At 60.0% G+C, this 25,215-nt stretch carries 27 protein-coding genes and 1 tRNA gene; 13 read left to right on the top strand and 15 right to left on the bottom strand.

Going from position 1 to position 25,215, the window contains the following annotated elements; all coding sequences use genetic code 11:
- The 11 genes from LQ220_RS19730 to LQ220_RS19680 form a co-directional block, all read left to right on the top strand.
- The coding region (locus LQ220_RS19730; RefSeq protein WP_230189850.1) for a zinc-binding dehydrogenase at positions 1-368 on the top strand (368 nt) is incomplete at its 5' end.
- Between the two features lie 31 nt (positions 369-399).
- Positions 400-798: a VOC family protein gene (locus tag LQ220_RS19725; RefSeq protein WP_230189849.1), complete on the top strand. Its 399-nt coding sequence runs from the start codon at positions 400-402 to the stop codon at positions 796-798.
- A gap of 8 nt (positions 799-806) precedes the next feature.
- Positions 807-1,661: an S-formylglutathione hydrolase gene (fghA, locus tag LQ220_RS19720; protein ID WP_230189848.1), complete on the top strand. Its 855-nt coding sequence runs from the start codon at positions 807-809 to the stop codon at positions 1,659-1,661.
- Entirely contained in the window at positions 1,661-1,972 is a 312-nt protein-coding gene (locus LQ220_RS19715; protein WP_230189847.1) for a 2Fe-2S iron-sulfur cluster-binding protein, read from the top strand. The genes fghA and LQ220_RS19715 overlap by 1 nt, the downstream gene beginning before the upstream one ends.
- An 8-nt stretch (positions 1,973-1,980) precedes the next feature.
- Positions 1,981-2,376 carry a ketosteroid isomerase-related protein gene (locus LQ220_RS19710; protein WP_230189846.1) on the top strand — a complete coding sequence of 132 codons (396 nt, stop codon included), beginning with the start codon at positions 1,981-1,983 and terminating at the stop codon, positions 2,374-2,376.
- Positions 2,373-2,990 (top strand): GNAT family N-acetyltransferase, encoded by a 618-nt coding sequence (locus tag LQ220_RS19705; RefSeq protein ID WP_230189845.1) that lies wholly within the window; start codon positions 2,373-2,375, stop codon positions 2,988-2,990. The genes LQ220_RS19710 and LQ220_RS19705 overlap by 4 nt, the downstream gene beginning before the upstream one ends.
- An 87-nt stretch (positions 2,991-3,077) precedes the next feature.
- Positions 3,078-3,539 (top strand): formate dehydrogenase subunit gamma, encoded by a 462-nt coding sequence (locus LQ220_RS19700; RefSeq protein WP_230189856.1) that lies wholly within the window; start codon positions 3,078-3,080, stop codon positions 3,537-3,539.
- Positions 3,536-5,119: an NADH-ubiquinone oxidoreductase-F iron-sulfur binding region domain-containing protein gene (locus tag LQ220_RS19695; protein WP_230189844.1), complete on the top strand. Its 1,584-nt coding sequence runs from the start codon at positions 3,536-3,538 to the stop codon at positions 5,117-5,119. Before LQ220_RS19700 ends, LQ220_RS19695 begins: the two co-directional genes overlap by 4 nt.
- Positions 5,116-7,962, top strand: coding sequence for a formate dehydrogenase subunit alpha (fdhF, locus tag LQ220_RS19690; protein ID WP_230189843.1), 2,847 nt, complete (start codon positions 5,116-5,118; stop codon positions 7,960-7,962). Before LQ220_RS19695 ends, fdhF begins: the two co-directional genes overlap by 4 nt.
- A 5-nt stretch (positions 7,963-7,967) precedes the next feature.
- Complete coding sequence (locus tag LQ220_RS19685; RefSeq protein WP_230189842.1) at positions 7,968-8,258, top strand: formate dehydrogenase subunit delta; 291 nt, start codon at positions 7,968-7,970, stop codon at positions 8,256-8,258.
- A 7-nt stretch (positions 8,259-8,265) separates the two neighbouring features.
- Positions 8,266-8,694, top strand: a complete 429-nt coding sequence (locus tag LQ220_RS19680) for a formate dehydrogenase accessory sulfurtransferase FdhD (RefSeq protein WP_230189841.1) — start codon at positions 8,266-8,268, stop codon at positions 8,692-8,694.
- A 261-nt stretch (positions 8,695-8,955) separates the two neighbouring features.
- Here the strand turns inward: LQ220_RS19680 and LQ220_RS19675 are convergent, their stop codons facing one another.
- The 10 genes from LQ220_RS19675 to LQ220_RS19630 all read right to left on the bottom strand — a co-directional run bounded on the left by LQ220_RS19675 (position 8,956) and on the right by LQ220_RS19630 (position 17,720).
- The gene (locus LQ220_RS19675; protein WP_230189840.1) at positions 8,956-10,176 is read right to left on the bottom strand and encodes an integrase arm-type DNA-binding domain-containing protein; all 1,221 of its coding nucleotides are present in this window, start codon (positions 10,174-10,176) and stop codon (positions 8,956-8,958) included.
- 173 nt (positions 10,177-10,349) lie between these two features.
- A tRNA-Phe gene (locus LQ220_RS19670) sits at positions 10,350-10,425 on the bottom strand.
- A 75-nt stretch (positions 10,426-10,500) separates the two neighbouring features.
- On the bottom strand, positions 10,501-10,668 hold the full coding sequence (gene yacG, locus LQ220_RS19665) for a DNA gyrase inhibitor YacG (protein ID WP_230189839.1): 168 nt from the start codon (positions 10,666-10,668) through the stop codon (positions 10,501-10,503).
- Positions 10,669-10,670: 2 nt separating this feature from the next.
- Positions 10,671-11,660: a ribonuclease gene (locus LQ220_RS19660; RefSeq protein WP_230189838.1), complete on the bottom strand. Its 990-nt coding sequence runs from the start codon at positions 11,658-11,660 to the stop codon at positions 10,671-10,673.
- The gene (locus LQ220_RS19655) at positions 11,653-12,270 is read right to left on the bottom strand and encodes a nucleoside triphosphate pyrophosphatase (RefSeq protein ID WP_230189837.1); all 618 of its coding nucleotides are present in this window, start codon (positions 12,268-12,270) and stop codon (positions 11,653-11,655) included. Before LQ220_RS19655 ends, LQ220_RS19660 begins: the two co-directional genes overlap by 8 nt.
- A complete protein-coding gene (infA, locus tag LQ220_RS19650; RefSeq protein ID WP_037524582.1) occupies positions 12,267-12,485 on the bottom strand; it encodes a translation initiation factor IF-1 in 219 nt (72 codons plus the stop codon). Before infA ends, LQ220_RS19655 begins: the two co-directional genes overlap by 4 nt.
- Positions 12,486-12,573: 88 nt before the next feature.
- A complete protein-coding gene (locus LQ220_RS19645) occupies positions 12,574-13,824 on the bottom strand; it encodes an adenosylmethionine--8-amino-7-oxononanoate transaminase (protein WP_230189836.1) in 1,251 nt (416 codons plus the stop codon).
- A 118-nt stretch (positions 13,825-13,942) separates the two neighbouring features.
- Positions 13,943-14,578, bottom strand: coding sequence for a dethiobiotin synthase (bioD, locus tag LQ220_RS19640; protein WP_230189835.1), 636 nt, complete (start codon positions 14,576-14,578; stop codon positions 13,943-13,945).
- Positions 14,575-15,705, bottom strand: coding sequence for an 8-amino-7-oxononanoate synthase (locus LQ220_RS19635; RefSeq protein WP_230189834.1), 1,131 nt, complete (start codon positions 15,703-15,705; stop codon positions 14,575-14,577). The genes bioD and LQ220_RS19635 overlap by 4 nt, the downstream gene beginning before the upstream one ends.
- 50 nt (positions 15,706-15,755) lie before the next feature.
- The gene (locus tag LQ220_RS19630; protein WP_230189833.1) at positions 15,756-17,720 is read right to left on the bottom strand and encodes a S9 family peptidase; all 1,965 of its coding nucleotides are present in this window, start codon (positions 17,718-17,720) and stop codon (positions 15,756-15,758) included.
- 254 nt (positions 17,721-17,974) lie between these two features.
- Between LQ220_RS19630 and LQ220_RS25090 the strand changes: the two genes are divergently transcribed.
- The gene (locus LQ220_RS25090) at positions 17,975-18,913 is read left to right on the top strand and encodes a S41 family peptidase (RefSeq protein WP_354958241.1); all 939 of its coding nucleotides are present in this window, start codon (positions 17,975-17,977) and stop codon (positions 18,911-18,913) included.
- A 174-nt stretch (positions 18,914-19,087) separates the two neighbouring features.
- The gene (locus LQ220_RS25085; RefSeq protein ID WP_354958238.1) at positions 19,088-19,423 is read left to right on the top strand and encodes a hypothetical protein; all 336 of its coding nucleotides are present in this window, start codon (positions 19,088-19,090) and stop codon (positions 19,421-19,423) included.
- A gap of 61 nt (positions 19,424-19,484) precedes the next feature.
- Here the strand turns inward: LQ220_RS25085 and LQ220_RS19620 are convergent, their stop codons facing one another.
- The 5 genes from LQ220_RS19620 to hisG form a co-directional block, all read right to left on the bottom strand.
- Positions 19,485-21,611, bottom strand: a complete 2,127-nt coding sequence (locus LQ220_RS19620) for a sodium-translocating pyrophosphatase (RefSeq protein ID WP_230189832.1) — start codon at positions 21,609-21,611, stop codon at positions 19,485-19,487.
- 219 nt (positions 21,612-21,830) lie between these two features.
- On the bottom strand, positions 21,831-22,751 hold the full coding sequence (gene thiL / locus LQ220_RS19615; RefSeq protein ID WP_230189855.1) for a thiamine-phosphate kinase: 921 nt from the start codon (positions 22,749-22,751) through the stop codon (positions 21,831-21,833).
- Positions 22,748-23,194 (bottom strand): transcription antitermination factor NusB, encoded by a 447-nt coding sequence (gene nusB / locus LQ220_RS19610; protein WP_230189831.1) that lies wholly within the window; start codon positions 23,192-23,194, stop codon positions 22,748-22,750. Before nusB ends, thiL begins: the two co-directional genes overlap by 4 nt.
- A gap of 24 nt (positions 23,195-23,218) precedes the next feature.
- The gene (gene hisD, locus LQ220_RS19605; RefSeq protein WP_230189830.1) at positions 23,219-24,511 is read right to left on the bottom strand and encodes a histidinol dehydrogenase; all 1,293 of its coding nucleotides are present in this window, start codon (positions 24,509-24,511) and stop codon (positions 23,219-23,221) included.
- Positions 24,501-25,163: an ATP phosphoribosyltransferase gene (hisG, locus tag LQ220_RS19600; RefSeq protein WP_230189829.1), complete on the bottom strand. Its 663-nt coding sequence runs from the start codon at positions 25,161-25,163 to the stop codon at positions 24,501-24,503. Before hisG ends, hisD begins: the two co-directional genes overlap by 11 nt.
- Positions 25,164-25,215 lie beyond the last annotated feature (52 nt).

Genomic DNA, 25,215 nt, shown 5'->3' with positions numbered 1-25,215 from the left:
ATCTGGTCGCGCTGACCGATGGCGGTGCGGACTATACCTTCGACTGCACCGGTAACACGACAGTCATGCGTCAGGCATTGGAAGCCTGCCACCGCGGCTGGGGCACCAGCATCATCATTGGCGTGGCTGAAGCGGGCAAGGAAATCAGCACCCGTCCGTTCCAGCTCGTCACCGGCCGCAACTGGCGCGGCACCGCCTTTGGCGGAGCCAAAGGACGTACCGACGTACCCAAGATCGTCGATTGGTACATGAACGGCAAGATTCAGATCGATCCGATGATCACCCATGTTCTGACGCTGGATGAGATCAACAAGGGCTTCGACCTCATGCACGCAGGCGAAAGCATTCGTTCCGTTGTCGTGTTCTAACTAGCAGCATATAGTAAAGGGAGACCAGATCATGGCAGTTATTTCCGGCGACGGCGTATTTTCGCATGCCACCGTAGGCGCGATCGATTTATCCAAGTCGACAACCTTTTACGATGCGGTACTTTCACCGCTGGGCATCAAGAATATGGGGCCGTTTGGCGATACCGTTGTTCTGTACGGCAAGGACAAGCCTGCTCTCCTGGTGCTTAAGCCCAGTAACGGCGAAGCTCCTTCGAGCAATGGCGTTACGATCGGCTTTGCTGCCGCGACTACCGCCGATGTGGACGCATTTCATGCGGCTGGCCTTGCGGCAGGCGGAACTTGCGAAGGTGCCGCGGGACCGCGCGGCCATCTGCCAGGTGCATATGCTGGCTATCTCCGTGATCCGGGTGGCAACAAGGTGTGCGCCTACACCTTTACGGCAGACTAAGGGTTCAAATGGCTGTCGAAACACTATCGACGAGTCGCGCATTCGGCGGCGTGCAGGGCGTGTATAAGCATGTCTCTGCCGCCACCGGCACGGATATGATATTTTCCGTATATGTTCCCGAGCATGCAGCCGATACGAAACTGCCGGTGGTCTGGTATTTGTCCGGCCTCACCTGCACCCATGCCAACGTCACGGACAAAGGGGAGTTTCGTCGCCTCTGTGCCGAGCTTGGCCTGATTTTCGTCGCACCGGACACCTCGCCGCGCGGCGAGGGCGTGGCGGACGATCCCGACGGTGCCTATGATTTCGGTCTGGGTGCCGGCTTCTATGTCGATGCAACTCAGGAACCGTTCGCGGCGCATTACAAGATGTGGACCTACATCACACAGGAGCTGCCAGACCTTATAGGGGCGCATTTTCCTGCCGACATGGATCGGCAGTCGATCATGGGCCACAGCATGGGCGGACATGGCGCGCTGACCATCGGATTGACATTCCCGGACCGGTTCCGGGCTATATCCGCCTTTGCGCCGATCGTCGCACCGTCGCAGGTTCCATGGGGCCATAAGGCTCTTGGCGGTTATCTGGGCCGCGATCAGGCGGCATGGCGTCGACATGATGCCGTCGCCCTGATCGAGGACGGCGCCCGTGTCGCCGATCTGCTGGTCGATCAGGGGGAGGCCGACAACTTTCTGACGGAACAGCTTAAGCCCCATCTGCTCAAAGAGGCTTGCGAGAAAGCTGGCATTCCGCTGACGCTGCGGCTCCAGCCGGGCTATGACCACAGCTATTACTTCATTTCCACAATCATGGCCGATCATTTGCGCTGGCATGCCGATCACTTGTCGAAACGGAAAAATTAATGGTTCAGATTATTGTTACGGACCGCGCTCGTACTGAGCGCGTACTTGAAGCCGAAGCAGGGCTTTCCCTGATGGAAGCCATTCGCGACAATGGCATTGACGAACTGCTTGCCCTTTGCGGCGGATGCTGTTCGTGCGCCACTTGCCACGTTTACATTGAAGATAGCGGCGCACTTCCGGCCTTGAGTGACGATGAAAACGACCTGTTGGACAGCAGTGACCACCGAACCGAAAGGTCGCGCCTCTCGTGTCAAGTTCCTCTTACATCGGCAATGGTCGGCCTTAAGGTCGTCATCGCACCTGAAGACTGAACGAGGATATGCCCGTGGAACTTGTGAGCATGTACTATGATGCCTTCAATCTCGGTGATTCCAACGCGATGCTTGATCTCCTGACGGATGGTGTCCTGCACGAGCCGTCGCAAGGCGCAGGTCGCATTGGTAAGGCCGCTTTCGCTGAATTTCTCGACCATATGAACCGTTGCTACCGCGAGGAGGTTATCGATCCCGTCTTCCTGACGTCGGCAGACGGGACACGTTGTGCTGCGGAGTTCTGGCTCAATGGCACGTATCTCCATACCGATGGCCACCTTCCCGCCGCGCGCGGTCAGGCATACCGACTGCGTGTCGGTGCCTTCTTTGAGATTGTGGACGGCAGGCTTTCTCGCGTCAGCAATCACTACAACCTTGCTGACTGGCTGGCCCAGATCGCATGACGACCGCTATGCCACTCTATGACAATCCAGCCGAACGGGTGACCATCGAACGCATGAGCCGAGATGACCTGACGCTGCGCGCGCTTGCTACCTTGCGGATGACGGTTTTCCGCAGCTGGCCCTATCTCTACGATGGCAACGCCGACTATGAAGCGGCCTATCTTGCCGAATTTCTGAGCGATCCTGCGTCTGTCCTGATCGTGGCGCGGATCGGCGAGATACCGATCGGCATGGCGACGGCATCGCCCCTTGCAACGCAGTCGGACACAATCACCGCGCCATTCAAAACCGCTGAAATCAATATCAATACCGTCTTTTATTTCGGTGAGTCAGTGCTGCTGAACCAATTTCGCGGAATGGGCATCGGCCATCGCTTTTTCGACGAGCGCGAAGCTGCAGCAGCAGAGTATTGTGCAACTCATTGCACATTTTGCGCCGTCGCACGGCCGGACGACCACCCGATGCGCCCGCTTAGTGCACGCGATCTCACGCCCTTCTGGCAGAAGCGGGGCTACCGGCTCGCGCCCGATCTGAACGCCTCTCTAAGCTGGAAAGATCTCGATCAAACTCTGGAGACCCCGCATAGCATGCGGTTCTGGATGAAGGCGCTGTGATGGTGCCAACCGCACCGGAAGCGGCAGGAAGCCCGTGCCGCCCGGCAGGAGCAGCAGATGACTGCCGATCGATCGGATTCGCCTGACATGACCGCGCTTGCTGACGTTATCTTGCGCGCCTGCGCCGCAGTGGGGAACACCCAAAGCGCCCTACTGCCGCTGCTTCATGCCGTTCAGCATGAAACAGGTTATATCGACGACGCTGCCGTACCGTTGATAGCCAGCGCCCTCAACATCAGCCGCGCCGAAGTTCATGGCGTCGTGACCTTCTATCATGACTTTCGCCGCAACCCTGCGGGCCGCCATGTCGTGAAACTATGTCGCGCGGAAAGCTGTCAGGCCCGTGGCGGCGCGGCAGTGGAAACGGTGGCTGTCAGTCGGCTGGGGGTCGGGATGGGCAAGACACGTGGGGATGGTGCGGTGACGCTAGAGGCAGTCTACTGCCTAGGGCTGTGCGCCATTGGCCCTAATGCGCTTGTCGACGGGCGACCGGTCGCGCGATTGGATGCAGCGGCGATTGATCGCATTGCAAAGTCTGTAAACGCATGACCCGAGTCTTCATCAGTCAGGACATGGCGTCGATTGCTTTAGGCGTCGATGCCGTTGCACAGGCGTTCCGCGATGCCGGATGCGATGTTGTCCGCACGGGCAGCCGCGGGCTGTTCCGGATCGAACCGATGGTCGAGATCGAAGACGGCGATCGGCGGATTGGCTATGGACCGGTGGGGCCGCAGGATGTTGCGGCGATTTTGAGCGGATCGCACCCCAATCGGCTTGGCAATGTCGCAGACTTGGCGTTCTTTGCGTCCCAGCAACGCTTTACCTTCGCCCGATGCGGCGTTGTCGATCCACTTAGCGATGCGGATTATGCCGCGCATGGTGGATGGCGGGGTTTAGAAAAGGCGCTCGGCCTGGATCGGCAAGATGTCGTCGATTGCGTCAAAGCCTCTGGCCTGCGTGGTCGCGGCGGCGCGGGCTTCCCGACCGGGATAAAATGGCAGACCGTTCTGGGCGCGCCGGGCAGCGAGAAATTCATTGTATGCAATGCTGACGAGGGAGACAGCGGAACCTTCGCCGATCGCATGCTGATGGAAGGCGACCCCTTCTGCCTGATCGAAGGCATGGCTATTGCCGCACATGCCGTAGCCGCTTCGCATGGGTATATCTATGTCCGGTCGGAATATCCTTTCGCCATTGAGACGATGCGCAAGGCCATCGAGCTGGCGGCGGGCAGGATCGCGCCTTTCACGCTTGAGGTCAGAGAGGGTGCTGGCGCCTATGTGTGCGGGGAAGAAACCGCGCTGCTGGATTCGATCGAGGGGAAGCGCGGGCAAGTGCGCGCCAAGCCGCCCTTGCCTGCACTGGAAGGCCTATTCGGCAAACCCACCGTCATCAACAATGTGCTGAGTCTGGCAGCTGTTCCTTTCATCCTCGACAAAGGGCCGGAAGCCTATGCCAGCGTCGGCTTTGGCCGCTCACGCGGCACTATGCCGGTGCAGTTGGCGGGCAATGTAAGAAATGGGGGCCTGTACGAAATCGGCTTCGGTATCACGCTGGGCGCGCTGGTTAACGACATCGGCGGCGGCACCAATAGCGGGCGGCCTGTTCGGGCAGTGCAAGTTGGTGGACCACTTGGCGCCTATTTTCCGCCGTCCATGTTTCACCTTCCCTTCGATTATGAGGCTTTCGCCGAAGCCGGCGGCCTTATCGGTCATGCAGGCATAACCGTGTTCGACGATAGCGTCGACATGGCCCACATGGCCAGGTTTGCGATGGAATTTTGCTCGGTCGAGAGCTGTGGCAAATGTACGCCCTGTCGGATAGGATCCACCCGTGGCGTCGAGGTGATCGACCGGATCATCGCGTGGCGGGGCGGCAGGCAGGGTGCGGGCGTCGCTTTGCCCCATGGCCTTGGTGCTGCCCTGTATTCGCGGTCGCCTGAGCGCATGCAATCCGACGCGGCGGCGCAGACGGCATTGCTGCGCGATTTGTGTGATACGATGAAGTTCGGATCGCTTTGTGCGCTGGGCGGGTTTACGCCCTATCCCGTGCTGAGCGCCCTTGACTATTTCCCTGAAGATTTCGGCGCAGTCGCTGCTGCCGCCGAAGTGGTGGAGCCAGTCCGATGAGCTTTTCGCGCGAAACCGATCATGGAACACCGCCAGCATTGGCCGGTGCCCAGTCCGTCAATGTCACGATCGACGGCCAAAGCGTTGCGATCCCTGAAGGAACATCGATCATGCGAGCGGCATCGCTGATCGGCGGCGCCATTCCAAAGCTTTGCGCTACGGACAACGTGGCGAGTTTCGGCTCCTGCCGATTGTGCCTGGTCGAGATCGATGGGCGCAACGGCTATCCGGCATCCTGCACGACACCGGTCGCCGAGGGCATGGTAGTGCATACGCAGACCGAACGGCTTAAGAAGCTGCGCCGTGGCGTGATGGAACTGTATATTTCAGACCACCCGCTCGACTGCCTGACCTGCGGGGCCAATGGCGACTGCGAGTTGCAGGACCAGGCCGGGGCTGTCGGCCTGCGCGACGTACGCTATGGCTATGACGGCGCGACCAACATGGGGCAACCGAAGGACCAGTCGAATCCCTATTTCGATTTCGATCCCAGCAAGTGCATTGTCTGCTCGCGCTGCGTACGAGCATGCGATGAAGTCCAGGGTACGTTCGCCCTCACGATCCAGGGCAGTGGTTTCGGATCGAAGGTTGCCGCCTCCCAGAACAATGATTTCCTTTCGTCCGAATGCGTTTCCTGCGGCGCGTGCGTGCAGGCCTGCCCTACTGCCAGCCTGATCGAAAAGAAGGTGGTCGAGATCGGCAAGCCCGAACGTGCGGTCGTTACCACCTGCGCTTATTGCGGTGTCGGCTGCACCTTCCGTGCTGAAATGCGCGGGGAGGAAGTCGTGAGGATGGTGCCGTGGAAGGAAGGCAAAGCTAATCGCGGGCATAGTTGCGTCAAGGGCCGTTTTGCCTGGGGCTATGCGCAGCATCAGGACCGTATCTTGAAACCCATGGTCCGTGCATCGATTGACCAGCCATGGCGAGAAGTTAGCTGGGAGGAGGCGATAACCCATACTGCGAGCGAAATTCGCCGCATCCAGGCGCAATATGGCGCGCGCTCGGTTGGTGGCATCACCTCCAGCCGCTGCACCAATGAAGAGACCTTTCTGGTACAGAAGCTGATCCGCCAGGGATTTGGTAACAATAATGTCGATACCTGTGCCCGCGTTTGCCACTCTCCCACCGGCTATGGACTTAAAACAACGTTCGGCACTTCCGCTGGAACGCAGGACTTCGACAGCGTTCAGCATAGCGATGTCATACTGGTGATCGGCGCCAACCCTACCGACGGCCATCCGGTTTTTGCTTCGCGCATGAAAAAACGATTGCGCCGAGGCGCGCGATTGATCGTCATTGATCCACGGCGCATCGATCTTGTAAAATCACCGCACATCCACGCCGATCATCACCTGCCGTTACGCCCCGGCACTAATGTCGCGATGCTGACGGCGATAGCGCATGTCATAGTGACGGTGGGTCTCGCTAACGAAGTATTCATCCGTGAACGCTGCGACTGGGACGAATATCAGGACTGGGCAGAGTTCGTCTCACAGCCCGAACGGTCTCCCGAAGCGATCGAAGCACTGACCGGCGTGCCATCGCACGAAGTTCGCGCCGCTGCGAGGCTGTTCGCGACTGGCGGCAATGGGGCAATATATTATGGCTTGGGTGTCACCGAACACAGTCAGGGTTCATCGACAGTGATGGCGATCGCAAACCTCGCCATGGCGACGGGCAATGTCGGGCGCGAAGGCGTAGGCGTTAATCCGTTACGTGGGCAGAATAATGTCCAGGGCGCGTGTGATATGGGGAGTTTTCCTCATGAATTTACCGGCTACCGCCACGTGTCCGACACGCAGACGCGCGAACTGTTTGAACGCGCCTGGGGTGTTTCCCTCGACAGCGAGCCAGGTCTGCGCATCCCGAACATGCTCGACGCCGCCACGGACGGCAGCTTCAAGGCGTTGTTCGTACAGGGTGAGGACATTCTCCAGTCCGATCCCAACACGCATCATGTGGCAGCAGGTCTGGCGGCGATGGAATGTGTCATCGTGCAGGACCTGTTCCTTAATGAAACAGCCAATTACGCGCACATATTCCTTCCAGGGTCGACCTTTCTGGAAAAGGACGGGACCTTCACCAATGCCGAACGGCGCATCCAGCGCGTGCGCAAGGTAATGGAGCCACTCAACGGCTATGCCGATTGGGAAATCGTCCAGCTTTTGGCGAACGCTATGGGATTGAGTTGGGGTTATGCCCACCCCTCGCAGATCATGGACGAGATAGCAGCGCTCACGCCGACGTTTGCGGGTGTGAATTACGATGCCCTCGATGCGCAGGGTTCCTTGCAATGGCCGGTGAACGAGGGTGCGCCGGACGGCACGCCCACAATGCATCTTGATGGTTTTTCGCGCGGCAAGGGCAAGTTCGTTGTCACCGATTACGTACCGACCGATGAAAAGACCGGGCCGCGCTTCCCTCTGCTGCTAACCACCGGGCGGATCCTAAGCCACTATAATGTCGGCGCACAGACGCGACGAACCGCAAATGTAGCCTGGCACCCGGAAGATCTGCTGGAAGTACACCCATCCGACGCGGAAAATCGCGGCATCAAGGATGGCGACTGGGTACTATTGCGCAGCAGGGCGGGTGAAACTACTCTGCGCGCCCAAGTGACCGAGCGCGTGGCGCCGGGCGTCGTCTACACGACCTTTCACCATCCCATGACACAGGCCAATGTCATAACGACCGACTATTCAGATTGGGCAACCAACTGCCCAGAATACAAGGTTACGGCAGTGCAGATTGGGCTATCGAACGGTCCTTCCGACTGGCAAGCGCGGTATGAAGCGCAGGCAAGGCAGAGTCGCCGCATCGATACCCCGGTGGCTGCCCAGTAACGTCCATGATGAGCAACGATGAGCGACTGGTGTACATGGTCAACCAGATCGCGCGCAATTTTGCGACTATGGCCGCAGACCACGCGGCGGCCGCCACTGCCGATCATATTGTCAGTTTCTGGGATCCGCGTATGAAGGCTCGTATAATGGTCCAGCTGGAGGCCGGGCGTGCGGATCTGACCCCAATTGCCGCGCTAGCGGTCGCCCATCTTCGCGATCACGACAAACCGGCGGGAGAGACCCGCGCGACGGAATTTAATGCCGTTGGCGAGTCGGGGCATTCGGACGCTGGATGACGCCCGATTGACGACGTTGATTAAGCAGGTCGATGCCAATGGACGACAGGAAGAGATAAAACAATCGATGGCGGCTGAGACGCCGATTTCCGTCGAGTTTAACGGTGTTGGCTACGCCGTATTAATGGTCACGCAGGATGACCTGTTCGACCCCGCTTATGGTTTCGCCCGATCCGAACGGCTCGTCGATAGCGCGCGGGTGTCCGTGGCCGTCCATATACTTCAAATGGCGCAAAGAATGCTCATTCGGGTGATGCAGATCGACGAGCGTCGCGCGCGTTGCCGACAGGGTGCGCTATCGCATAACCGCATCATCCTGTGCCCATACTGCGTCGAGAATCTGGAGCAGGTTCTTTGCCCTATGCAGCAGGTCACCCAGAAGTCGCTTGCGCGCGTATGGGATTTTTACGGTCGACGAGGTGGGGTTCCAGATTGAAGAGATCGTGAACGTTGGGATATTCTGAGGCGAACTTTTGTAACGCTTTGATTTGTCGGAACCGGAGCACAGCCCGCTCCAAGCGGGTGCAGAGTTAAAATAGCGAAACAGACTGGCGATTTTGTGCGGGCGGGGCATCCCTATTGGCTATCGGTACTTGCTTAACTAGCGATGCGTTTGCTCTGACAAAGCCCTTCGGGACGTCCTTTCGAGCTAAGAGAGAATACGATCGAGCAGCGGGGGACGGCGGATACAACAACGTTATCTTTGTCTAAATTTGCCCTTCAGAATCTTGGCGCCAGCCTGCAAGCCATCAAGGTAATCGGACCAGTGCTGCATCATCTTGACCCGCTCGTCCCAGTGAGCGCCACGGGCGTAAGCCCGTCGGACATCATTTGATTCTACATGGGCGAGTTGGCGTTCGATGGCGTCGGGATGCCACTTACCCATTTCGTTCAGTAACGTGCTCGCTGTAGCCCGAAATCCATGGGCCGTAACCTCGTCCTTTCCGTAACCAAGACGCCGAAGTGCTGCATTAAGGGTGTTGTCAGTGATCGGACGCTCGGCGGATCGGATGCTGGGAAACAGGTATGCCCCGCCACCCGTGATCGGTTCCAACTCAGCCAACATCTCCAGAACTTGCTCGGTCAGCGGAACCTTGTGAGGCCGACGCATTTTCGTTTTCTCAGGCGGAATGGTCCAGACAGCAGCTTCGAGGTCAAACTCCTTCCACTCAGCCATTCGAAGCTCACCCGGCCGCGGAAACATGTGTGGCAGGAGCTTGAGCGCTATACGCACGGCAGGCTGGCCATCATGGGCATCGACGGCCCGTAGGAGGCCTCCCAGCGCCTTGGGATCTAGGATGGCGGCACGATGCGTAGGTTTGGGCGTAATAAGGGCTCCACGAAGATCAACGGAGACATCTCGCTGCGCTCGGCCGGTAACAATTGCATAGCGAAAAATCGTCCCGAATGTGCTGCGGAGGCGGTTTGCAGTCTCATAGCGTCCGCGCACCTCCACCTTCCGTAGAACTTCAAGCAATTCCAGCGCCGTGAGATCCGCAATAGGCCGGTTGCCGATGAGTGGATAGGAAAGATCGAGAAGCCAACGCAGCTTCTGGAGCGTTGCCGGCGCCCGTCCCTCGATTTCAAGCCTACTTAGCCATTCAACGGCTATAGCTTTGAAGGTCTCTTCCAATTTTGCTTTTGCCTCGCGCACATTGGCCTTCCGAACTTCGAAAGGGTCGCGGCCGTCAGCTAGGGCTTCACGCGCCGCCGATCGCTTCTCGCGAGCCTTTGCCAGCGACACGTCTGGATAACTTCCGAAGGAAAGTGTCTTTTGCTGCCCAAGAAACCGGTAGTTCATTCGCCACAAGCGACCACCGGTTGGCGCGATCAGAATATAAAGCCCCAGACCATCAGCCAATTTATATGGCTTAGTCCTTGGTTTTGCAGCATTTATTGCCGTTACAGTGAGCGCCATGATGGTATCTCCGAGATGGTACTTTTTCGAATACCATCAAAATACCATCACCGAGGGCAGGCTGCCAGTGTACCTCCGAGGACATGGGGGGACGAAGAGCTAGTCAAAAACCTAGGTTTTCCGCCGTTTTTGGGATGTCTCTGGACGCTGCTGGATGCTGAAATCAGAGCCAATGGTGCCCGGGGACGGATTCGAACCGCCGACACTGCGATTTTCAATCGCATGCTCTACCAACTGAGCTACCCGGGCATCGATGCTGGAGCGCATTGCTCCTGCGATTGGGAGCGCTGCCTATAAGCGCCCGTTGCAGGCGCTGTCTAGCCCCTATTCATCGTCTTTTTCATCGGGGACATCGGCGGGGCCAGCAGGAACGCGATAGTCCTCCCCCAACCACTTCAATAAATCCCGATCGCGGCAACCCCGGCTGCAAAAAGGTTTGAATTCAGCGACGGTCGGTGCCTTGCACACGGGGCAGGATGCTTTGCGCGCCATGATTAGGCCATATGTCCGGCGGAGAGGGAAAGCGATGCATCCGGGCGCAACGTCACCTTGCCGCCGCGCCGCGTTTCAAGCTGCCTGATCCAGTCCGTCGCCTTGTACAGCATATCGATGGCGGCAGGCGCACCGACGATGGTAACCGCCCCGCCCGTCCCATGCCGCTCCGCCTTACGGAGCAGCGCCATCGCCGCATTCATCACCGGATCCTCGCGCAGCAACTCCATCAGCGACATGCGTTCCCGCTTGCGGATGATCTGGATAAAGCCAAAGCCGTTCACTGCCGTCCGGTCGAAGGGAAGTGGCAACAGCTTATCGATCTGTGTTGCCGCGATCAGCCTTTCATCCTTGTTGTTCATCGTCGGCAAGTCGATACCGATGGACCCCGTCAACCCCATCCGGCGGATCGCCAACGCTGCCAGCTTCGCCCCCTTCGGACCAAGCTGCGCAGGCGGCAGGCTCCCGTCTACATCGATCAACACCATGGCGGGCGTCGGGAAGATACGCAGTGCCGCGTCCTCGCTCCCCACTTCGCCACTGGCCGCTTCGTCGAGCAACTCGCTCCAGCCATGCGCTTCGAGCTGGTCTTCGGCATGGGCAGGGCAAGGCACGACAGGAAACTCGGTCTCGCGCAGCCGTTGCAGCAGGCTGGGGCCGGGATGCGGGCGCGTACCGGGTGCGGCGATGCGCCCCTTCGCCAGTTTCGCGCGTCCCTCCTCAGGAATCGCTGCACGCAGGATATCGACGACAACGACACTGCCCTCCGCTACCTTCGGCGGGATGGGTTCGAGAAGCACTTCCTCGCCGCTATCCAGCCGCACGATACCGCGCTTCTTGGGGATCAGCGTACGGACCAGCCGCCCCTGTGCTGTGGCACCAGGCAGCACCAGTCGGCGTTCCCGCTCGATCTGCGCCTCAAGAATCGCGCCTTTTTCCACCAGCGCCGCGCGGCATTCGCCAATGCCTTCTTCGTACAACCATTCAGCCACAAGGATAATCCACAGCGCGGAGCATGGCCCGCGTTTCATAGAGAGGAAGGCCCACGACGCCCGAATGGCTGCCCTGTAGCGCGCGGATCAATCCGGCGGCGCGGCCCTGTATCGCATAGCCGCCCGCTTTGCCGTGCCATTCGCCAGAAGCGATATAGGCGTCGATCTCATCGGCGTGGAGCCGTTTGAAAGTGACGGTGCTGATCGAAAGCTTGTGACGCGCTTTGCCCTGCGGGTCGATCACCGTCACCGCGCTCAGCACCCGATGTCGACGCCCGGACAGTATATCGAGGCAGGCGCGTGCGTCCGCTTCGGTCTCTGCCTTGGGCAATATGCGCCGCCCCGCCGCAACCACAGTATCGCCCGACACGATCACGCAGCCGGGATGACGCACCGCCACGGTTTGCGCCTTTTCTACGGCCATGCGCGCGGCGTAGAGTTCGGGTCGTTCCGCCTTGCCCGGCGTCTCGTCTATATCGGCGGGATCGATAATGTCCGGCACCACGCCAATCTGCGCCAGCAAATCGAGCCGACGCGGCGATGCGGACGCCAGAACCAGCCGCGCCTGCGCATCCTTGCCTGCGTGATCCGCCGGGGCGGCCACGATCATTTGAAGCGGTAGGTAATCCGACCCTTGGTCAGATCGTAAGGCGTCAATTCGACGAGCACTTCATCGCCCACCAGCACGCGGATGCGGTTCTTGCGCATCTTGCCCGCGGTGTGGCCCAATATTTCATGATCATTTTCAAGCTTTACACGGAACATCGCGTTGGGAAGCAATTCCACAACCGATCCGCGCATTTCAAGCAGTTCTTCTTTCGCCATAATATCCCGATAAACCAAAAATTTCGCGCCGCCATAGCGGCAAAGAGTGCAAATGAAAAGCTATGCCGTTGCCGCGCTGTATTTGGCGCTATCGGGCGAACAGCATACCCGCCTCGGCTATGGCATCGAAGATGCACGTCAATTGTCCGGCATCGGTACAATAAGGCGGCATGACATAGATAGTGTTGCCCAGCGGCCGCAGCAATAGTCCTCGCTCCAGAAAGAACGCGCGCAATGCTGGCGCGACCGACGACAGATAGCCATGATCGCCGGTGACAAGATCGACCGCAGCAATGGTGCCTTGCTGGCGCGGGCTCGTGAAAGCGGCCGTATCCAGACCGGCCAGTCGATCCGATATCCCCTGCGACAACACCGCGATCCGGCCCAGCACATCCTCCTCAGCCCAGATGGAAAGATTCGCAGCGGCGGCGGCGCAGGCGATGGGGTTGGCGGTATAGCTGCTCGAATGGAAGAACATCTTCGCCCGGTCGGTGGAAAGATGCGCTTCGAATATACGCCCGCTCGCCAACGTCGCGGCCAGCGGGATCGCGCCGCCGGTAATGCCCTTGGCCACGCACAGTATGTCTGGCGCCACATCGGCTTGCTCACAGGCGAACAGTGTGCCGGTCCGTCCCCATCCGGTCATCACTTCGTCAGCGATGAACAGCACGTCATGCCGCCCACAGATCGCTGCCATCTCGCGTAGTACCCAGGCCGGATACATCAGCATCCCACCCGCGCCCAGGATCAGCGGTTCGACAATGAAAGCCGCAGGCTTCGCAGCACAGGCCGCCTCCAGCGCATCGAACGTAACCTGCTCTCGCCCCGCAGCCGGAAACGGCACTGTAACGACATCGAACAACAGCGGTTCGTAGGCGCGGTTGAACGCCCCCCGCTCCCCCACCGACATCGCGCCGATGGTGTCGCCATGATAGCTATGCTCCATCACGACGATGGATACCCGACGCGGATCGACTACATTCCAGTAACCCAACGCCATCTTCAGCGCGACTTCCACTGCCGTCGATCCGCTGTCGGAAAAGAACACATGGTCGAGCCCATTAGGCGCCAGCGCGACCAGACCCCGCGCCACGGCTTCGGCAGGGTCGTGCGTATAACCTGCAAAGATCACCTGATCGAGCGTTGCGGCCTGCGTGGCAATCGCCGCAACAATGCGCGGATGGCAATGGCCGTGTGTAGTCACCCACCAGCTTGATATCGCATCGATCAAACTGCTGCCATCGGCGCAGTGCAGCACCGCACCTTCTGCGCGCACGATCCGGGGTATAGGTTCGTTCAACCCATGCTGGGTAAAGGGATGCCAAACGGGAGAGGTCATAACACCCCACCTCCACAACTACCGTCATTCCCGCGCCAGCGGGAATCCATCTCCCGACGTCTCATCTGGAGATAGCTTCGAAGATGGATTCTCGCCTGCGCGGGAATGACGAAAACACTCACAGAGCCGCCCTTATCGCCGCCATATCGATGCAATCCTGCATCGCCGCCCCCAGCGTATCCGGTGTCAACGGATCGAGCATCGGCAACCGCCCTAACGACGCGACTCTCCCCAGCACCGGAACGATCCGTTCGTTCTCTTCGTGCGCATCGCCGATAAACACGATTCCCAGCAAAGGCACATCGCGCGCGCGCAACGCTTCGATGCTGAGCAGGCTATGGTTGATCGTACCCAATCCAGTCCGCGCGCATAGGATCACCGGCATGCGCCACCGTGCGAACATATCCGCATACAGCACTGTCTCGCTCAACGGCACGAGGACACCCCCCGCCCCTTCGACCACCAACGGTCCGGCGATATCCGGCAACGCCAATCGCGCCAGATCGATTTCCACACCATCTATACGCGCGGCCAGATGCGGCGAAGCGGGCGTCGTCAGCCGATACGCTTCCGGGACGATGCGTTCAGCGGACAGCGCAGCCAGCGTAGCCACCGTCTGCGCATCCCCCTCCGGCTCCAGCCCGGCCTGCACCGCCTTCCAGTAATGCGCGCCCAGTGCCGCCGTCAGTCCGGCCGCGAACACCGTTTTGCCGATGCCGGTATCGGTCCCTGTCACCACCACAGCCTGCGTCACGCCATAGCCTCCCGCAATTCCAGACCCAGCGCATCGACATCCGCCAGCCCGATATTGAGCGTCAGCGAAATACGCAACCGCGATGTCCCCGGCGCAACCGTCGGCGGGCGAATCCCCCGCACATCGAACCCTGCCGCCTGCAACGCCGCTGCGACAACCATCGTCCGCTTGTCTTCACCGATGATGACCGGCAAAATCTGACTCTCGGGTTCGGGCAAGCCCAGCGGCGCGCAGATCGCCTCCGCAGCCCGGTCCCGCAAGGCCAGCAAGTCCGATCGCAGATCGTCCGCCCCCTCGATCCGGCGCAATGCTGCCCCAACAGCCACCGCCATCAACGGCGAAGGCGCGGTCGAGAATATGAAAGGCCGCGCGCGGTTTACCAGCCAGTCGACGACCGATCGTGGGCCGCAAACCAATGCCCCCTCGACCCCCAGCGCCTTACCGCATGTGTGCAACGACACGACATTGCCCTGCCCTTCCAGCGCCGCGGCAATCCCGCGCCCACCGGGGCCGAACACCCCCGTCGCATGCGCTTCGTCGAATAGCAGTATCGCATCGTGTTGCACTGCAATCTCCGCCAGCGCGGCCACCGGCGCGATGTCGCCATCCATGCTGTATAGCGTCTCGATGGCAATCCACACCCGTCCGGTGCCGCCCCCGGTGCGCCATTGCGCGATAGCATCGGCGAACGCGTTCGGATCGTTATGCGCCGCAAAAACATGCGCTGCCTTGGACTGCCGGATGCCGTCATGCGCGCTGGCATGGATCAGCGCATCGGCAACGATCAGATCGCCTCGCTGCGGCAGGCACGCCAGCAGCGCCATGTTCGCGGCAAAGCCATTGGCGAAGTACAGCGCCGCCTCGCTTCCGAAATAAGTCGACGCCTGCAACTCAAGTTCTTCGTGCTCCGGCGCATTGCCCCGCAACAACCGCGAGCCGCCAGACCCCACCGGAACGCCACGCGAAACCGCGTCCGCCACCGCCTGTGCAATGACGGAATCGTTCGCCAGTCCCAGAAAATCGTTGGAAGCAAAGTCGAGCCCTGTACGCGGCACCAACCGCCGCAACCGTCCCCGCGATTGCAGGGCGGAAAGCTGTGCAGCAAAGAGATCGGCTGACGAACGCATGTCGCCGCTATAGGCAGCATAGCCGACGAGGCAAGGGCCGACCCTGCGGCTTAGGCCGGATTATACTTCGCCAGGAAGGCTTCCATTTCCTTAAGGAACTGCAATCGATCCGGCCCACGAGAGAAATGGTGGTCGCCAAGAGGCTGCTCGATATATGTGACCGGCTTACCTGCAGCCTTCAGCTTTTCCACCATTTCCCGCGATTGTTTGACCGGCACGCGCAAATCTTCTTTGCCATGCATGACCAACATCGGGATGGAGAACTCGCTTGCGAAATTGACCGGTGACACCGCGTTGTAATCCGGTGCCTGCTTGCGCATCCAGTCACGTCGACGACCGCCGTTTAAAAAGCGCCCATCGAACGCCATCATCGCACCAAGGTCGGAGACGCCTGCATAGGATATCGCGCATTTGAAGCGTCCGCCATCGCGCTGTGCGGCCCGAAATGCGGCATAGCCCCCATAAGATGCCCCGGCTATGCAAACACGATCCTTATCTACGATGCCTTCTTTTACGGCCCAATCGACGGCATCGTTCAGGTCATCCTGCATCGCCAAACCCCACTGCCCTTCTCCTTTTTCGGCAAAGCTGACGCCATAGCCAGAAGAGCCGCGATAGTTCGGCTGGATGACCGCATAACCGCGATTGGCCAGGAACTGCGTCCACCAATCGAATGTTTCGCTGTCGCGTGCGAAGGGGCCTCCGTGCGGCAGAAGGATCATAGGTAAATTGCGGGCATCGCGACCGGCAGGTAGGGTCAGCACCGCAGCAATTTCCAATCCGTCACGCGCTTTGTAATGGACGGTCCGAACCGGAGAGAGCGGTGCCGTTCCCAATGCGCTATACTCTTTTGCAAGCAAGGACATCTTGCTCTCCGTCGGCCTGAACACATAATAGGCGCCCGCACGGTCGGCTGCTCCAACATGGACAAGTAGTGTCGACCAATCCCGGCTCATCGACACGATCGTTCCCTTGCGCGTCCCTAGCGCTTTGTCGATGTCGGCTTGGATCTGAGCCATTTCGGGGTCGGTCCAATGCACTTTTGCGCCTTCGGAAGTATAGCGATACCCTGCCACGCCAGTACCTGCACGATCTGAAATCAAGCTATCCACATCATAGCCTGGCACACCGAACACCCGTTTACCCTTCTCCATCGTGGTCAAATCGAGTTCGTAAAAAGAAGAAAAATCGGCCTCATCGCTTCGCGTAATTGCTTTGGTGGGGTCCGCCAGAAACATGGTCGGGACTGTGAGACTTTCGTCCCGCCGAAGATCGGCTCTATCGACCACGCGAAACGGCCCCGTTGCGTCGGGACGATAGTGAAGTCGGTATGTACGCGAGCCATCGACATAGCCAATTCCCATACGCACCGCGCCTTGGGCATCGGCATACCAATCGAAAACGCTGGATTTGGACGACACGATCTTGCGTGTCTTGCCCGTGGACACGTCTACACGGTCAACCTCTGGCCAGAAACCAGCGTCACCGATGTAAATAGAGCTCTGATAAGCCAGTAGAATATCGGCAGAACCATCCTGGGCCTTCCAAAGCACGTCATCTGCGGCCTGAGCGGCCTGCCTGCTCACGAGCATATTGATTTTAGCGCCATCGGATCTAATTCCGGCCAGCCGACGCAGATAGAAGCTTTGCCCCTGGACGAACTGGCTGGATCCAATACCTGCGATCAACCAGTCGTCATTTACCCACGACCACCAGTTAAGGTCGTTCTTGCCTGCATTTACTGCCTTCAGTGACTTGTCGTTGCTGTAAAGCCCCAGGATCACAAGTGCCTGCTGCCCGTTGATCGCCATCTTCGCAGCAATTTTCTTACCGTCGGGAGAGAGGCTGGGCTCCTCAAGGAACGGTAGCTCCGCAAAATGTTCTATCGGAATGAGTTTACGTTCAGCAGTCGCTGTCTTTTCGCTCGCCGCGCTCTGCGCCAAAGCAGGAATGGACCCCAACGACCCTGCAAAAACAACACCAGTAACAAGCAGTCCATGAATAACGCGTTGCATACATCCCCCCGGAAACCGTGCGATACGCTAGCATGTAGGACTCAATTTTTACAATCTGCGCCTCTTCCTAGCGGAGAATATTCTGTGGCTTGGAAAGACGCCGTCAGGATTGCTTCAGCGCCTCCCTGCACCCTTATGGCGGACCTCCCCGCGACGTTTCTCGAACAAAATTCGGACATTTTGAAACTCTAAGAGAATATTCATAACGCAATCATATCGCATCGTGCATAACCGGACTGGTGGCATTGGGGGGTATGATGCGATTTCGACGATTGATCGGGATGACGGCGGCGCTGGCTCTTCTGTCTGCCTGTGGCGGTGGCGGTTCGGGCACCAGCGCACCTACCCCCACGCCAACACCGACCCCGGTTCCAACACCTACACCCACTCCCACCGCCGGATGCGCCTTGCGCGATCGGCAGGACTGGGCGGCCGCGCAGATGCGGGAATGGTATCTTTTCCCCGAAACGCTTCCTGCCAGCCTCGACCCTGCTGCCTACAGTACGCTCGGCGATTATGTCGACGCGCTTACGGCCACCGCGCGCGGCCAACGCCGGGATCGCTATTTCACTTATGTCACATCGATTGCCGAGGAAAATGCCTACTATAATGCCGGGTCCAGCGCAGGTTTCGGCTTTCGCCTTGCCACGGATTCGGCGCAGCGGCGCATTTTCGTCATCGAAGCATTCGAAAACGCGCCCGCACTTAACGCCGGGATAGATCGCGGCGCGGAAATACTTGCGATCGGCACAAGCGCATCGGATATGCGATCCGTGGCCGATATCGCGGCAGCCAGCGGCTTGGATGGCGTTAGCAATGCGCTTGGCCCGGACGATGTGGGCGTCACCCGGCGGCTGCGCATCAATGACGCCACCGGCATGCACGAAGTCAATGTTACAAAGGCGGACTTTACTTTGCTGCCGGTGTCGACCCGCTATGGTGCGAAAATCATCGACGATGGCGGGCGGCGCGTCGGCTACATCAACTTGCGTACCTTCATTACGCCTGCCGAAACACCCCTGCGCAATGCATTTGCGATGCTCAGGGATCAGGGCATCACCGAAGTCGTCATCGACTTGCGCTATAACGGTGGCGGCCTGTTATCGACTGCGGCTGTCATGGCCAATCTGATGGGTAAGAACCGATTCAGCTCGGACGTGTTTTCCTACATCACCTATCGCTCTGAAAAATAATCACAAAATAGCACGTATTCCTTCATTCCTCAGACCGAATCGATCGCCCCCACCCGTATTGCCTTCATCGGTGGCGGGGGTACGGCCTCGGCCAGCGAACTTCTGATAAACGGCTTCGTACCGTATCTCGATACGGCTGTCGGACTGATCGGCAGCAACACCTACGGCAAGCCCGTGGGCCAGATTGCGCTCGACCGACCCCAGTGCGACGACCGGTTACGCGCAGTGGCGTTCTCCGTGCAAAACAGTTTGCGCTCATCGGCTTATTTCGACGGGCTGGCCGGTACAGTAAAGGCAAGCTGCCGGTCGGATGATGACATAGGCCACGCCTTGGGCGATCCGCAGGAAGCATCCACCCGCCAAGCTCTCGATTTTCTCGCCGGGCGCAGTTGCACGCCCATCGCCAGTGGCCCCAGCGTTACGGGTCAGTCGCTCAAGGAAAGCGTGCGAAAGCTGGTATCTCCACATCGCCCAAGCACGATACAAAGGGAAGTGCCCGGATCGTTCTGACGTCCAAGGCAGGAGGGTAGCGGCGCGGGGAGGATCACCTACTCCGCGCCGCACTCCGATCTCAGGCCGCTCCGTGCGCCAGTGCTGCCAGCAGCAGCAGCGCCACGATGTTCGTGATCTTGATCATCGGGTTCACCGCCGGTCCTGCCGTATCCTTGTACGGATCGCCCACGGTATCGCCCGTCACTGCCGCCTTGTGAGCTTCGCTCCCCTTACCGCCATGATGACCGTCCTCGATATATTTCTTGGCATTGTCCCATGCCCCGCCACCGCTGGTCATGGAAATCGCAACAAACAGACCGGAGACGATAACGCCCAACAACAATGCGCCAAGCGCCGCAAAGCCATTGGACACACCCGCCACCGCCGCAATCGCAAAGTACACGACAATTGGCGCTAGTACGGGCAACAGGCTCGGCACGATCATTTCCTTGATCGCCGCTTTCGTTACCAGATCGACGGTGCGGGCATAGTCCGGCTTGCTGGTGCCATCCATGATGCCCTTGTTCTCCGCAAACTGTGCGCGAACGTCTTTGACAACGTCCCCGGCAGCACGGCCCACAGCCGTCATCCCCATTGCCCCGAACAGATAGGGCAATAGCGCGCCAAGCAGGAGCCCGACGATGACATAAGGATTGGAGAGGCTGAAATCGACGGCATCGGTCAGCCCGAGCGCCGAGTTATAGAATTTCAGATCCTCCGTATACGCGCCGAACAGCACAAGTGCCGCCAGCCCTGCCGATCCGATGGCATAGCCCTTCGTCACTGCCTTGGTCGTGTTGCCCACGGCATCGAGCGCGTCGGTGCGCGTCCGCACGTCCTGCTCCATGCCTGCCATTTCGGCGATACCGCCTGCATTGTCGGTCACTGGCCCATAAGCGTCGAGCGCCACGACCATCCCGGCCAGCGCCAGCATTGCCGTCGCGGCAAAGGCAATGCCGATCAGGCCCGCCAGTTGGTGCGATATGATGATACCGACCACGATCACTAGCGTCGGCATCGCGGTCGATTCCAGACTGATCGCCAGTCCCTGAATGACGTTGGTGCCGTGGCCCGTCTCCGAAGCCTTGGCGATGGAGCGGACCGGGCGGTAATTGGTGCCGGTATAATATTCGGTGATGACGACCAGCAGCCCGGTAACGCCCAGACCGACCATCATGGACCAGAACAGCGCCATGCCGGTATAGCCGCCCGTGCCATCCAGATCGGCACCGAACACCGCGTTCAGATCACCAAGCACCTGATGACAGACATAATAGATCGCACCGATGGACAGGATCGCAGTCGCCCAAAATCCCTTGTACAGCGCGCCCATGATCGACTGGCTCGACCCCAGCCGCACGAAGTAGGTGCCGATGATCGAGGTAATAATGCAGATACCGCCCACCGCCAACGGCAGGGACATCAGCTTCATCAACTGCGCATTGTCGATGCCGGTTATCAGCAAAGCGATCAGCACCATCGTCGCGCCAACGGTAACGACATAGGTTTCGAACAGATCGGCGGCCATGCCCGCGCAATCGCCGACATTGTCGCCCACATTATCCGCGATGACCGCAGGATTGCGGGGATCGTCCTCGGGGATACCTGCCTCGACCTTGCCGACAAGATCCGCGCCCACGTCCGCAGCCTTTGTGAAGATACCGCCGCCCAGACGCGCGAAGATCGAAATCAGCGACGCACCGAAGGCTAGCGCGACAAGGCTGTCGATGACAAGCCGGTCGTCAGGCGCATGTTGGCCCGGCCCCGTCAGATACCAGAAGAACACCGAGATCGCGAGGAGCGCGAGCCCCGCCACCAGCATCCCCGTGATAGCCCCGGCCCGGAACGCGACCGTCAACCCGCTTTGCAGCGAACTGCGCGCAGCCTCCGCCGTGCGCACATTGGCGCGCACCGAGATGTTCATGCCGATATAGCCGGCCACGCCCGAAAGTACCGCGCCGATCAAAAAACCGATGGCCGATGTGATCCCCAGAAATACGAACACCAGCACCGCGACGACCACACCGACGATGGCGATGGTGCGATATTGCCGCGCCAGATAGGCCTGCGCGCCTTCCTGAATGGCGGCCGCAATTTCCTGCATCTTCGCGTTGCCCGGCGATGCGCTCAGCACCTGCCTGGCGGTGATAATGCCGTACAGCACGGCCAGCAGGCCGCACCCTATGGCGATATAAATTATTGTCATTCCTGTTCCTCTCCCCTTGTTCGCTTTCTAGGTCATGACCGCTCCACAGGGAAAACAGGCGGCATGAAGCGGGGAGCAGGCCGGGGATACAGCATCCGGTCGCTGGGTCAGGGCTGGCAATCGGCGGCGCGTAGACATGGCGCATATCCTGATCGGCAAGCAATTCGTCGGCGGAGAGTATCGCCCTGCCGCGCTAGGTCAAGCGCGCAAATATGGTGCTTAGGTCGAACCTTTGTGCTGATAACCAATATGTTTGGGCAGAGGCACGGTCTGGCCATCAAGAACCAACCGCATGCCGTCGCCGGTATCGAACCGCCCCACCGCAATTGCTGGAACAGGCAACACAGCCCCTTCCGGTGCGGCGAACAGCAATTCATAATCGTCCCCGCTGGTCGCCGCCTCGATCTGCGCGGCACGACCGCGAAGGGCAAGGAAGGCGTCCGACACCGAGATATAATCGACGGTCACGCCGATCCCGCTGGCCACAGCCATCCGTTGCGCATCGATCAGCAGCCCATCGGATATGTCCATCATCGCCGTAACATAGGGAGCCAGCGCCTTCCCCTCGGCCACGCGCGGTTGCGGACGGCGATAGGCATCGATCAAAGCGATGGGCGACGATTGCCCGGATCGCAGCAGCGCCAACCCCGCCCCGCTATCGCCCACCGGCCCGGTTACATAGAGGACATCCCCTGCCCGCGCGCCAGTGCGCGATGGCACAGGGGTAGCGGTCGCGCTCCCGATAGCGGTCAGCGTAAAGCTGCGCGCCGATCCGCGTGGCATCGCCACCGTATCGCCCCCAACCAAAGGCATTGCGAACTGCTCCAGCGCCGCGCGCAATCCCGACAGAAACGCGCTGTCCCAGCCGTCGTCACCCGACAACGCATAGTTCATCAGGCAGGCGATAGGCTTGGCACCCTTGGCCGCCAGATCGGACAGGTTCACCGCCGCCAGCTTCCACCCGATGGTGTCAGGCGGATCGTCCGGCAGATAATGCACGCCCTCCACCAGCGTATCGCTGGTCAGGACAAGCTGCGTGCCGCCGATATCCAGCACAGCCGCATCGTCCAACAGCCCGCGCGCAGCCGGATCGGTCGCCAGCCCGCGCAATAGGCCGATGAAGGCCGTTTCGTCCGTCAGGGACGCGCAACCTTGGCGACGGCATCCAGCAGGCCGTTGACGAAACCCGACTCTCGCTTGTCATAGAAGGCATGGGCGACATCGACATATTCACTGATGACGGTGCCGGTGCCGACATCGGCGCGTGCCAGCAGTTCATAAGTGCCTGCGCGCAAGATTTGACGCATCGGCTTATCGAGCCGTTCGAGGCTCCATCCGCTCGACAGCTTGCTGGAAATCAGCCGGTCGATTTCGTCGCTGCGGGCATCCACACCGGTCACGATATCGTCGAAAAATGTGGTTTCCGCGTCGGCATATTCCACATCCTCGATCGTCGCGCCGAGGCGATGTTCGTGGAATTCATGCAGCAACAGGTGCAGCGGCTTTGGCTCCATGTCGAGCTGATAGAGCGCTTGCACGGCGGCAAGCCGGGCAGCGGAGCGGGATTGGGCACGATCGTTCATCGCGTCCCCCTACTCCCTTCCCAGTCAGAATTGCAATCGCCGCGCCACCGAAGATGCGTGCGCCGGCAAGCCTTCCGCTTCCGCCAGCGCAACTGCCGCCGGGCCGATCGCTGCGATGGACGCCTGATCCAGCGCCAGAAAGCTTGTACGCTTCATGAAATCCAGCACCGAAAGCCCCGAGGAGAATCGCGCGCGCCGTCCGGTCGGCAGCACATGGTTCGGTCCCGCGACATAATCGCCCACCGCTTCGGGCGTCATGCGGCCCAGAAATACCGACCCGGCATGGCGCACCTGCGCAAACAGCGCGTCGGGATCGTCCACGGCCAGTTCCAGATGCTCCGCGGCCAATGCGTTGACCAGCGGAATGCACGCGACAATATCGGGCAGCAGGATGATCGCCCCATTGGCGTCCCAGCTCGTCCGCGCTACCGCAGCCGTCGACAATTCCGGTATCTGCCGCTCCACCGCCGCAGCAACGGCATCGGCAAAGGCCGCATCGTCAGTCAGCAGGATCGACTGGCTCGTGGGGTCATGTTCGGACTGGCTGAGCAGATCGGCAGCGATCCATTCGGGATCGTTCTTGCTATCGGCCACCACCACGATTTCCGACGGTCCCGCCACCATATCGATGCCGACCACGCCGTAAAGCTGGCGCTTGGCTTCGGCGACCCACGCATTGCCGGGGCCGACGATCACGTCCACCGGCGCGATGCGTTCTGTGCCATAGGCCAAGGCCGCAATCGCCTGCGCTCCGCCCACGCGCCAGATTTCACCGATCCCGGCGATTTCGGCTGCGGCCAGCACCATCGGGTTGATGATACCATCGGGCGTCGGCGTAACCATCGCGATCCGCTCCACCCCGGCAACCTTGGCCGGAATGACATTCATCAGCAGCGAACTGGGATAGGCTGCCCGCCCGCCCGGCACATACAATCCCGCCGCATCCACAGGCCGCCACCGCGCGCCAAGCCGCACGCCCGCGCTGTCGATGCCGTCGCTATCCTGCGGTTTCTGCTTGGCATGATAGGTCGTGATCCGGTCCGCCGCGAGTTCCAGCGCATCGCGCAACGTAGTGGAAATGCCCGCCAGCGCGGCCTTGCGCTCCGCCGCGGGTATAGCCCAGCCGCTGGTTTCCAGATCGTGCCGGTCGAACCGCTGCGTATAGTCAGCCAGCGCAACATCGCCCTCGGCGCGGACACGCTTCAATATCGCAGCGACGTCGCGCGATACATCCTCGTCCGCTTCCCGACGCGCATTTACGAGCGCTGTAAAGGCGTTAGCGAAATCCGGCGCAGTGGCATCGAGCCTAAGCGGCATCGCGCACCTCGACGGCACGGCGGAAGGCTTCGACCATCGGCACCAGTTCGCCCGACCGCATTTTGAACGCCGCACGGTTGACGATCAGTCGCGCCGAAATCTGCATGATGATGCTCGTTTCGACCAGACCGTTGGCGCGCAGGGTATCTCCCGACGATACCAGATCGACGATCCGTCGCGACAGCCCCAGCGACGGCGCCAGCTCCATCGCACCGTTCAGCTTCACGCATTCCGCCTGAATGCCCTGCGCTTCATAATGCTTGCGCGTCAGATAGGGATATTTAGTCGCGACGCGCACATGGCTCAACGCCGCTTCGTTCTCCGCCACCAGCCCGGCAGGCTCTGCTACCGACAATCGGCAATGCCCGATGTTCAGGTCGACCGGCGCATAGAGTTCGGAGTAATCGAACTCCTCAACGACATCCGACCCGACGATCCCGATCTGTGCCGCGCCATGCGCCACGAACGTCGCCACATCGAACGCCCGTACCCGGATGATCGAGACGTTGGGCTGATTGGTCGCAAAGCGCAGCGCCCGGCTCTTGCCATTATGGAAGTCCGCCTCCGGCTCGATCCCGACACGCGACAATAAGGGCAACGCCTCTTCGAGGATGCGGCCCTTGGGGATGGCAATGATCAGCGGCTGGCTCATGCCGCGCGCTTTACTTGCGGGCGCGGCATTGGGCAAGCCGCGCGGGGCGAGG

The sequence above is a fragment of the Sphingobium sp. CECT 9361 genome, assembly GCF_918741285.1.
Taxonomy (GTDB): Bacteria; Pseudomonadota; Alphaproteobacteria; order Sphingomonadales; family Sphingomonadaceae; genus Sphingobium.
Note: the sequence above shows the minus strand (reverse complement) of the source record. Positions and strands in the feature narration are given on the sequence as shown.